The sequence below is a fragment of the Aquimarina longa SW024 genome (genome assembly GCF_001401755.1).
Taxonomy (GTDB): Bacteria; Bacteroidota; Bacteroidia; order Flavobacteriales; family Flavobacteriaceae; genus Aquimarina; species Aquimarina longa.
In genome coordinates this window covers 192,201-203,366 of the sequence record NZ_KQ474101.1, presented here as the reverse complement: position 1 = coordinate 203,366, position 11,166 = coordinate 192,201, and the positions used below count along the sequence as shown (strand labels likewise).

Sequence of the window (11,166 nt, the reverse complement as noted above, 5' to 3'; positions counted from 1 at the left end):
ACTACTATTTTTGATTCTACAAAACAAAAACACACTTTTATCTATATATATTGCATTTCAACAGATAAAATAACATTAAAAGATATAAAAGTAGCTTTTATCTTACTTTAATTAATTACTATTTATAAAAACGAAATACTAAAAAACAAAAAAAGAGTGCTTACGCACTCTTTCTCTTCACACAAATCATCTTAATTTTTAGGGGCATCTAAAATTAAAAACTCACTTTATAAAAATTTTCATCATTAGGTGTAATGAAAATGGTTAGTCATTATTACAATGTAAAGATACTACTATTTTTGATTTTACCAAATAAAAAACGCAATTAATCTATTAAAAATGTTTTTAATCAAAAAAAATGTTATGAAACTATCTATAAATGTAAACTTTTTCTTACTTTTTTTTAATATAAAAAAGTAAGAAAAAAACAAAAAAAGAGTGCTTACGCACTCTTTCTCTTCACACAAATCATCTTAATTTAGGGGCTTATTCTAAAATTAAAACTCACTTTTATAAAAACTTTCATCTCGGGGAAAATGAAAGATATAATCTTTATTATGATGTAAAGATAACACTATTTTTAATTCTACCAAACAAAAAATGTATTTTATCTGTCCATTTAGTTTTTCAACTACAAAAATGCATTTATAAGTAATATTTTTCTTACAATAAATGTTTTTAGTAAAAAATAATAGAAAACAAAAAAGAGTGCTCTCGCACTCTTTCTCTTCACACAAATCATCTTAATTTAGGGCTTATTCTAAAATTAAAACTCACTTTTATAAAAACTTTCATCTTGGGGAAAATGAAAGGCTTAATCATTATTACATTGTAAAGATACTACTATTTTTGGTTCTACCAAATAAAAAATGCATTTTATCTAATTATATTGTATTTAAACATTTAATATAATGTAAATACATTAAAAAAGTAGCTTTTTTCTTACTTATTAAATATAGTATATAAAGAGAAAACAAAAAAATGAGAGTCCATTTTTTTGTTTCACTAAAATCACCTTACTTAATTTAAGAGTTATTTAGAACTCGTTATACTAACACTTTAGTTAATAAAATTAATGTGAAAATAAAAATTCATAACATTTTAATGATGCTACTGCTCTTCTTTTAATCAAATAAAAAGAACATTTTATCTATAAAATTCTTACAAACGAGTGTGTAGTAAGCTCAATGATCATAAATTAACAATCTTAGAACAAGTTAACGAAATATCCCTTCTGAAATGATTTTTTACTATCGAGGCAAACCTCGAGTAATTAAAATCTCTGTAAAAAATTAAACCTTTTTTATGTAAATTAGTCATATAGAGAATGAATCTAATAAATAATTCTTTGAATACACAAGAAGAACAAGATTTACTCATTTCCTTACAATCAAGAAATAATGTAAATATAGCTTTTAAGAAACTTGTTGAATTATACCAACAACGACTTTATTGGCATATTAGAAATTTCTTAAAGAACCATGATGATACAAACGATGTATTGCAAAATGTATTTATTAAAGTATATAAAAATATACATAAGTTTAAAGGGGAAAGTAAATTATATTCTTGGTTATATCGTATTGCAACAAACGAATCAATCACTTTTTTAAACCAAAAAGCAAAAAAACATAATATTAGTAATGAAGAACTAAAACTACAACTGGTTCAAAATCTAAAAGCTGACGTCTACTTTGAAGGTGATGAGATACAATTAAAGTTACAAAAAGCTATTGCTAAGTTACCACAAAAACAACAACAAGTGTTTAATATGAAATATTTTCAAGAATTAAAGTATCGAGAAATTTCAGAAATATTAGGAACTAGTGAGGGAGCTTTAAAAACTTCATATCACTTAGCTTCAAAAAAAATTGAAGAATTCCTAAAAAAAAATTAAACCTATAGACAAAAAATCAGTCATATTAATAGTGAAAAAAGATAATTTACATAAAAACAATAGTGGATTTAAGGTTCCTCAAAATTATTTTGAAAATTTTGAAAATGAACTTTCTAAAAAAATATCATCTGATAGCAAAACAGATGTAATATTATCTTCTAAAATAGAATCAGGTTTTAGAACTCCTAAGAATTATTTTACTACTCTTGAATATACTATAACACAAAAAATCGATGATGATCAACCTAAAAGAAAAAGTAGGGCTTTAATAACCACGAAAAACATTGTATATATCACTGGAATTGCTGCAATGATCGCAATCACAATCCTATTATCTGTAACTAAAAAATCAAAGTTAAATTTTAATGATATTGAAGTTGCAGATATACATGTATATATAGACGATGAAAATATTAAGTTTAGTACCGCCGAAATAGCATCTATATTAGGAAATGATATAAATAAAATATTTGAAGATAATCTGATCACAGATGAAATAATACTAGACTATTTATCCGAAGAAAATTTAAACGACGAAATTATATATATAGAATAAAATAAGCACATGAAAAAAGTAGTATTAGTTATTTGTTTAGTTAGTTTTTTTATAGAAGCATTTGCTCAAAATACACCAAAAGAAAGAGTAAAAACATTTAAAATTGCGTACATCTCTGAAAAATTAGATTTAACCAGTAAAGAAGCACAACTCTTCTGGCCAATCTATAATGACCATAAAGAGGCGATAAAAAAAATTAGGGTGCAAGAACGAAAATTATTTAAGGCAATCAAAGAATCTGATAATGGTGAAGCATTAAGTAATAGAACTACTGAAAGTTTCTTAAATAATTACCTCAATGCCGAAGAACAAAAATTCGAAGCACGAAAAAAATTAATTATTGACTTAAAAAATGTTATTTCTGATAAAAAAATCTTAAAACTTATAAAAGCCGAAGGAGATTTTCATAAACGTATGCTAGATAGAATTAAAAACAGAAGAAAAAAACATTAAAATTATATTATACCTTCTAAATAATTAAATCTTGTATATGTAATTTCATATTATAACGATTAAGAATCAATTTTAATATTATTTTACGACAATTAACTTGTAATTACTCCCTGTCATAAGTTAATTACAGGTTAATTATTGTTAACTTAAGTTAATTTTTAATAATACCTTAATAATAGCATTAATTATATATTTTTCTTTAAATATTCCTTGTTTTTTTACTAAAATTTTAGATAAAACTCATTAAGCACATACGATGCAATAATATTGCATTATTATAATGTAATCGTTTTTTTATTATAAAAAATCCCACAAATTACGGACTAACCATCTGTTCTATAAAATTTTACCGTATTCTTATATTCAGATTAATTTCTACTTTTGGTTTATAAATTTTAATTAGAGCTCGTAATTACAATTTAAAAAAGTTTAAAATTTAACACAAAAACTCAAAAATTTTATGAAAACTCAACTGAGAATTTTAAGCCTAGTACTAATTGCTTCTTTATTCTTTTATAGCTGTGAAAAAGACACAGATATAATTGATAACGAAGCAACCGCTCCTCTTACCGATTCTACTATAGGGGCAGATCAAGCAGTGTCTAAAGGTTATATTGTTGTCTTTAAAAAAGATGATTCTAAATCTGGAAAACAATTAGAAATGAAAGCAAAATCTGCTAATACCTTAAAAAAGTATGCTATAGAAGAAGATAATCTAGAGTTTACATATAGTAGTGTAATACAAGGATTTTCTGTAAAAAACTTATCAGAAGCACATCTAGAAAAACTAAAAAAAGATCCTAGTATAGCATATATAGTTCCTAATTATATTCATAAATTAGAACTAGAAATAGGAACACCTGTAAGTACACTTCCTGCAACTGTACAAAGTAAAGCTACAACCTATGATTCTCGATTACCAAATGGAGAGTTTTTACCTTGGGGTATTAATCGAGTAGGTAGAGCAAATGGTTCAGGGAAAACATGTTGGATCATTGATAGTGGTATAGCACCTCATAGTGATCTAAATATTGATCAAGCTAGAAGCAGAAGTTTTGTAGGTGGTTCATGGCAAGATCAAAATGGTCATGGGACTCATGTAGCAGGAACTGTTGCTGCAAAAAATAATGGTTCTGGAGTTATCGGAGTTGCCTATGGAGCAACTGTTATAGCCGTTAGAGTTTTAAATGCTGCTGGATCTGGATCGGATGCTAACATTATTGCAGGAGTAGATTATGTGAGAAGAAATGCTAGAAATGGAGATACATGGAACTATAGTATAGGATTTTCTCAAAGAAATACCTCTCGAGCAATAGAAGATGCTTTCAGAAATTTAGAAAGAACAACTTATGGAGCTATGGCTGCTGGTAATAGTAATGATGATACTCAGTATTATTCTCCTCAGCGATTGCGAACAGCAAACTCATGGTGTGTAGGAAATATGACATATACAGATAGCCCAGCAGGAAGCTCTTGCTATGGAAGAAGTGTAGATCGTTGGGCACCTGGTACTAATGTATGGTCTACTTGGACAGGTGGCGGATTTAATAAAATTTCTGGTACCTCTATGGCATCACCTCATGTAGCAGGAATATTACTTCTTAGAGGTAATAGTACAGCAACAGATGGAACTATATACAAGGGAGGTTATACTGCTCCCATTGCTACCGTAAGATAATCTTAATCAGCATAATATAATTAACAATAAGGAGCTAAATATTTTTTTAGCTCCTTATTCTATGTATTAGTTTTTTAACCAAAATTTATTTTATAAGTATTTCTAAGCATATTCCTATCTTTCAATCTAAAAATAATTTTAACAGTTAACTGAGATAAGTTAGTATTCAATAACATTATATTTTCTTCTTCTACCACCCTAACAGTAGTATCTCTTTATTATATATTATAATAATAATTTGTTAAGAACATCACTTCCTTTAAACAAGAGAGCTATTAAAATAATTCAAAACCTCATAACAAAATGTAAATCAACTAAATACTAAGCACACAAGATTTAGACCTAATACCATGCATATTATAACTTGGGATGTTGCAAACACTAATGCCAATGGAATTAATACGGCAATCATTGATATTTTACTATCTAGAGATGGAGGTAATACATATCCTGAAAATGAAGCTCTGATTAGAAATGTTAGAAATAATCGAGCACATGAAGTGAGACTTCCTAGAGCATTAGCTAATAATTATAAGATAATGGTAAAACCGGTAGGCAATATCTTTTTTAACATAATAAGCTAACTATCAGTAGACTTACATTATCTTATTTAAACTAGAAGAGGCTAGAATAATATCTAGCCTCTTTATAAGTATTTTTTTACTGATATTTTCTTAAAAACATATAATATTATTTTTCCTTAAAACCATCAGCTACCCAATCTAACATAACATCAATAGTTTCTTGTGGCAATCTATTATTTGGAGGCATTACATTTCTACCTGTAGTTTCCATTCTTCCCACAACATCTCTTTTTCCATTTATTGCTGTTATGACTTCTTGATAATTTGTTAATGACATAGGCGCTCCCTGAGTAGGAGGATTAGAATGACATTGAATACAATTTGTATCAATAATTGTTTTCACATCAGCATCATACGTTGTTGTTTTATTCGGATTAGGGTTAGTCGTAGGATTAGGTTTGGAATCTTCTGTACCAGCTCCATCATCACCACTACTACAACTAAAACTTAGTATAGTTATTAAAAGTAATAAAAGTTTTCTAATGTCTATCATCTTTATAGCAAATTATAATATTAATGAGTATATGGATTTTATTATCAAAGAAACTCATCTTCTATTTTAATTATTAATAGTCGTTTTTAAAAAAAATACTTACAGATTAAGATTAATTTTTACATCATACTCATTTAGAATTTCTAAATGTGACTCTAGCTCAAATTCTGATTCTTTAAATCTAGTCTGTCTAGTTTTAGCATCTTCTTTACGAATAATACTTCTTACAAAACGACGTATTGCAGTTTTATTTTCTAAAATGAGACCAGGAATAGGTATACTAGCTCCTTTATCATTTTTAGCTACCATAGTAAAATAACTAGAGTTGCAATGTTTCATTTTTCCTGTTTGTATATTTTCTGATTCAACACGTACGCCTACAACCATAGAAGTAGTGCCCACATGATTTATAGATGCTTTTAAGGTTACAAGTTCTCCTACCTCAATAGGTTTTAAAAAATCTACTTTATCAACACTTGCCGTCACACAATAGGTTTCAGAATGTTTAGAAGCACATGCAAAAGCGATTTGATCCATTAATGATAAGATATATCCTCCATGTATTTTACCACTAAAATTAGAGTGAGATGGAAGCATTAATTCAGAGATAGTTACTCTGGATTCCTTATTAGTTTTATATTTTTTCATAAAGAATTAATAGTTTATCTATCTATAAAAATCGATGATTCAATATATAAAACTAGTGTATTGAAACATTGGCTTACTTATTTCTAAAATGAGGAGATTCTTCCTCTATAACATCTATAATAAAATATTTTGTATCACCCAACCAAGAAACTTTAGAGAATCGTTCTTTATATTTTAACTTAACATATCTCCCCTGAAAAGTTTCTAATTTTTTAATGATGTCTTTGTTTTTGCCTTCTACAGAAAAACTAAATATTTGCGCTCCAGAAATTCCTTGGCTAACTTCTCCTTCCCATGTCTTAATAATAGTCCCTTTATGACTAAATTTTATAAGTTCACCACTCCTAGTTCCTTCACTATAACTAGCATAATATATAAATGCGTACCATCCAGCAAAAAGAGCTATAATTACAATAATGACTAATGCAAGTATTTTTTTCATAAGTATAGTATCACTAATTTTTAAAAGTTATTGTATCGTTTTTAATATTTTTTTTAATAATCATAAAGAAACCTATTACAAATAGAATAGACCCTATAAAAGCAACAAGATTACATATTAAATTAATAAAAGTATATATATCAACACCTAAATTATCTATAAATCGAAATAAAAATTGGTGTATAATAGCTACAACTAGTATAAGAATATTACCAACTAGTATAAAAGTACCTTCTTTTGTATTGCCAACCTTATTGATATAATAAATTGAAAGAACAATAAAAGCTAAAATTGGTAATATATAGAAAAGTGTTCCTAATAGATAAGATAAGTTCTCTAAGAAGTGATTTAATGAATTCATTTGTATTAATTTTAATCAGTGTTTTTTTAGTATTTATTCGTTTTCTTCTGTAGCCCTCTTAATCATAGTATCTGGCAACGATTTTTTAGCTTTAGCTCCCATTATTTTAAGCTTTTCTACACTTGTTACTAAATTTCCTCGTCCTTCAACTAATTTATTCATTGCCGCAGAATACTCCCTTTTAGCATCATCCATTTTTTTCCCCACCCCTGTGAGATCTGTTACCAATCCATCAAACTTATCATATAAAGCTCCTGCCTGACGCGCAATCTCAATAGCATTACGCTGTTGTTTTTCGTTATTCCACATGGTATCTATAGTACGTAATGTAGCTAGCAATGTTGCAGGAGTAACAATAATTATATTTTTTTCAAAGGCTTGATTATATAAGTTATTATCCTGATTGATAGCTATCGCAAAAGCGGGCTCTATTGGTACAAACATTAGTATAAAATCTGGAGATTCTATGTCATAAAGATCTTGATAATTCTTTTCTGAAAGCTGATCTACATGTCGTTTTAATGAACTGATATGCTCCTTAAGATTTAATGTTCGTACCTCTTTATCTTCTTCATTACTATACCGTTCATATGCAGTAAGAGCTACTTTAGAGTCAATAATCATTTTTTTATTATCAGGAAGATAAACCACAACATCTGGCATCACTTTACGACCATCATCTAATGTAAAACTTTGTTGTACAAAATATTCTCTATCTCTTTCTAGTCCTGATTTTTCTAACACACGCTCTAATACTAATTCTCCCCAATTACCTTGTATTTTATTATCTCCTTTCAGTGCTTTAGTTAAATTAATTGCCTCTTTACTCATTTGTTCATTAAGATCCTTGAGTCCTAAAATCTGTTGACGTAATGCCGCATGATAATCAATACTTTCTTTATGAGTTTGCTCTACTTTTTTCTCAAAAACGTTAATTTTTTCCTGTAAAGGGTTTAAAATATTCTTGATGTTTTGCTTATTCTGCTCAGTAAACTTGATAGACTTTTCTTCCAAAATTTTATTTGCAAGATTTTCAAATTCTTTAGTAAATTTTTCCTGAAGCTTCCCTATTTCTTCCTTCTGTGATGCGTTTGTAAATTTAAGATTTTCATATTCATTAGTACGACGGGTAAGCTCTATACTAATAAAATCTTTTTCTCTACGTATTTCTTCTCGTTCTTTAGTTAAATCAGAAAGTCGAATTGTTGTAGTATTTTTATACTCATCAAACTGTAATTGTAATAGATTGATACGCTCATTCATTATGTTTTTTTCACCTTCTTGTTGTAATAAAATGATATATCTACCAATGAAAAAACCTGTTATAATTGATACAATTATTACCCCAATAGCAATAATAATAGGCGTGTATTCTAACATGTAATCCTTTGTTTAGTCAAAGATAATGATAAGCAATCAAAATTATAGGTAGTATCAAAAAGTTTTACCTCACCTGATATATCTAATCATTATTATGTAACCTTATCATTATTTAAATAGAAGTTTTGATATTCCTCCTTTACCAGCCGCTATAGCAATACTATCATTAATAAAACGTAACGTATAAAAACTTTCTTTACTAACTATATTCCAATTTTTTCCTAAATCATTAGAGATAGAAATTCCAGTAAATCCAACAGCTACTATTTCTTTACCTCCTCCATTAGGTATATACCGAACACAGCTTTTATATCCTGCTCCATTACCATTTGATACTAACTGCCATGTTTTTCCTCCATCATTTGTAATTGCCTTATTAGCAACATTATTTTCTGGTGCAGTATAATCTCCTCCAAAAATAATACCTATATTCTTATCATAAAAATCTAATGAATATGCACCCGTAGTTTTCTTTCCCTTAATAATAGGAGTATCAAAAACTTCCCAGTTTTTACCCTTATCAGGAGAATAAAATACTCTAGATACCATTCCTCCAGAAACAATCCATGTCTTATCTCCTACTATAGCAATATTACCATTACTGGCCGCAAACGCAGCTTCTCCTACAAAAGTTTCAGGTAAATTTGTACAAGAAATCTTTTTCCACGTATCCCCTCCATCCCTTGTTATAATGATAGATAAACAAGTATCAATAGGATCTCCCATTGCGATTCCTTCTAAAGGATTCCAAAATGCAATCGCATCATAAAACACACCCTCTCCTATTTCCTTGTATACAATTTTCTCCTCTTTAGTATTTTTATTTATTTTTCTCAATCTAGCAGGAGAACCTATACCTAAACTAAAAAAAGAACTATCCGCAAAATTTACAGCACGCTGCTCTGCAATCCAGTTATCATTATTTTTGATCGTATCACCACTACTAACTTCAAAATTAGTGAGCGTTACTTTAGTTGTGTTAAGATTTATAAAACCATATCCCTTAGTATAACCAAAACCCGCTAATGTATCATTATATATAGCCACAGCCCTTATACTAATCGTATCTTTAAAAAGAGGGACTATTTTAACTTTAGAAAAATTATGGGTTACTACACTATCTTCTGTAGTACAGAAAACAACACACATCCCTAATAGTAATAAAACGATTATTCTCATGAGCAATAATTATACTCAAATATAATAGTATTTCATTACAAAGGTCTACCTTTGCACTCCTTAAAAAATTAATACAATGCGTTTACATAGAAATCTTGTCTTTGCTGTCATAGATGGATTGCATCAAATATTCAATGAAGGAGCTTATGCTGATAAAGTGGTGCAAAAATTATTAAAGCGAGACAAAAGATGGGGATCTCGTGATCGTGGTTTTGTTGCAGAAACAGTCTATGAGATTGTACGTTGGAAACGTTTGTATGCAGAAATTGCTGAAGTAAAAGAGCCTTTTCATAGAGAAAACCTGTGGAGATTATTTGCTGTTTGGGCAACATTAAGAGGTATTACATTACCAGATTGGAAGCAAATTGTCCCTACTCCTACCAGACGTATTAAAGGACGTTTTGATGAATTAAGTAAAATTAGAAAGTTTAAAGAATCAATCCCTGATTGGATCGATCAACTAGGAGAACAAGAACTAGGTAAACTATGGGATAATGAAATTAGTTCACTAAATGAACAAGCTCCTGTAGTATTACGTGCCAATACATTAAAAACCACACGAGATAAATTAAGAAGTCTTTTAGAGGATGAAAATATCGATACTGAGTTTATTAAAGGGTATCCAGATGCACTTCAACTTATCGAAAGAACAAATGTATTTAGTACAGAAGTTTTTAAAAAAGGGCTATTCGAAGTACAAGATGCTTCTTCTCAATTAGTAGCTAATTTCTTAGATGTGCAACCTGGTCAACGTATTGTAGACACCTGCGCTGGAGCAGGCGGAAAAAGCCTTCATTTGGCAGCTTTGATGGAAAACAAAGGACAAGTCATCGCTATGGACATTTATGAGAATAAACTCAAGGAACTAAAAAGAAGAGCCCGCAGAGATGGGGCTCATAATATCGAAACTCGACTCATAGAGAGTACAAAAGATATTAAAAAATTATATGGCAAAGCAGATCGTATATTAATCGATGCTCCATGTAGTGGTCTTGGCGTATTACGAAGAAATCCAGATGCCAAATGGAAGCTACAACCAGAATTTCTAGATAAAATCAAAAATACACAAGCCGAAATATTAGAAAATTACTCCAAAATGGTTAAACCTGGAGGTAAGCTAGTCTATGCAACCTGTTCTATACTTCCTTCAGAAAATCAAAACCAAGTAAAAAACTTTCTTTCTAAAGAAACAGGAGAAGAATTCATTTTTATTAAAGATAAAAAAGTGCTTTCCCATCAATCTGGTTATGATGGATTTTACATGGCATTGCTAGAAAAAAAATCGTAATTTTTAAAACATCACATACATTAGTTTGAGTAATCAAAAAATGTTTTTGACTCCACTCTTTTTACAATCAATAACGGAGTAAACTCACGAAGTCTGCTTACGAAAAGTATCTTTTGAGATCAGAGATAACCTTTAGATTAGGATAACAAAACCTCCAAACCTGAAAAAAACTTATACATTTATGATTACTCATTTTATAATTTCACA

The 11,166-nt window shown here is 28.9% G+C and carries 12 protein-coding genes; 6 read left to right on the top strand and 6 right to left on the bottom strand.

The window, feature by feature from the left end; translation table 11 throughout:
• Positions 1-1,327 precede the first annotated feature (1,327 nt).
• The 5 genes from N456_RS15195 (at position 1,328) to N456_RS15175 (ending at position 5,168) form a co-directional block, all read left to right on the top strand.
• Positions 1,328-1,897 carry an RNA polymerase sigma factor gene (locus N456_RS15195; RefSeq protein ID WP_062059055.1) on the top strand — a complete coding sequence of 190 codons (570 nt, stop codon included), beginning with the start codon at positions 1,328-1,330 and terminating at the stop codon, positions 1,895-1,897.
• Between the two features lie 31 nt (positions 1,898-1,928).
• Positions 1,929-2,453, top strand: coding sequence for a hypothetical protein (locus N456_RS15190; RefSeq protein ID WP_062059052.1), 525 nt, complete (start codon positions 1,929-1,931; stop codon positions 2,451-2,453).
• Positions 2,454-2,462: 9 nt separating this feature from the next.
• A complete protein-coding gene (locus tag N456_RS15185; RefSeq protein ID WP_062059049.1) occupies positions 2,463-2,906 on the top strand; it encodes a hypothetical protein in 444 nt (147 codons plus the stop codon).
• A gap of 460 nt (positions 2,907-3,366) precedes the next feature.
• Positions 3,367-4,584, top strand: a complete 1,218-nt coding sequence (locus N456_RS15180) for a S8 family serine peptidase (RefSeq protein WP_062059046.1) — start codon at positions 3,367-3,369, stop codon at positions 4,582-4,584.
• 350 nt (positions 4,585-4,934) lie between these two features.
• Positions 4,935-5,168: a hypothetical protein gene (locus N456_RS15175; RefSeq protein WP_062059044.1), complete on the top strand. Its 234-nt coding sequence runs from the start codon at positions 4,935-4,937 to the stop codon at positions 5,166-5,168.
• 106 nt (positions 5,169-5,274) lie between these two features.
• Here the strand turns inward: N456_RS15175 and N456_RS15170 are convergent, their stop codons facing one another.
• From N456_RS15170 to N456_RS15145, 6 genes are all read right to left on the bottom strand, one after another.
• Complete coding sequence (locus tag N456_RS15170; protein WP_062059041.1) at positions 5,275-5,661, bottom strand: hypothetical protein; 387 nt, start codon at positions 5,659-5,661, stop codon at positions 5,275-5,277.
• 99 nt (positions 5,662-5,760) lie between these two features.
• Positions 5,761-6,309 (bottom strand): acyl-CoA thioesterase, encoded by a 549-nt coding sequence (locus tag N456_RS15165; protein WP_062059038.1) that lies wholly within the window; start codon positions 6,307-6,309, stop codon positions 5,761-5,763.
• A gap of 73 nt (positions 6,310-6,382) precedes the next feature.
• Positions 6,383-6,751 (bottom strand): hypothetical protein, encoded by a 369-nt coding sequence (locus N456_RS15160; RefSeq protein ID WP_062059035.1) that lies wholly within the window; start codon positions 6,749-6,751, stop codon positions 6,383-6,385.
• Positions 6,752-6,764: 13 nt separating this feature from the next.
• Positions 6,765-7,112 carry a hypothetical protein gene (locus tag N456_RS15155; RefSeq protein WP_062059032.1) on the bottom strand — a complete coding sequence of 116 codons (348 nt, stop codon included), beginning with the start codon at positions 7,110-7,112 and terminating at the stop codon, positions 6,765-6,767.
• A gap of 33 nt (positions 7,113-7,145) precedes the next feature.
• Complete coding sequence (locus N456_RS15150; RefSeq protein ID WP_062059030.1) at positions 7,146-8,492, bottom strand: DNA recombination protein RmuC; 1,347 nt, start codon at positions 8,490-8,492, stop codon at positions 7,146-7,148.
• A 108-nt stretch (positions 8,493-8,600) separates the two neighbouring features.
• Entirely contained in the window at positions 8,601-9,671 is a 1,071-nt protein-coding gene (locus tag N456_RS15145; RefSeq protein ID WP_062059027.1) for a WD40/YVTN/BNR-like repeat-containing protein, read from the bottom strand.
• A 76-nt stretch (positions 9,672-9,747) separates the two neighbouring features.
• Here N456_RS15145 and N456_RS15140 point away from each other — a divergent pair, with 76 nt between their 5' ends.
• Positions 9,748-10,959: an RsmB/NOP family class I SAM-dependent RNA methyltransferase gene (locus tag N456_RS15140; protein WP_062059024.1), complete on the top strand. Its 1,212-nt coding sequence runs from the start codon at positions 9,748-9,750 to the stop codon at positions 10,957-10,959.
• Positions 10,960-11,166: the final 207 nt, after the last annotated feature.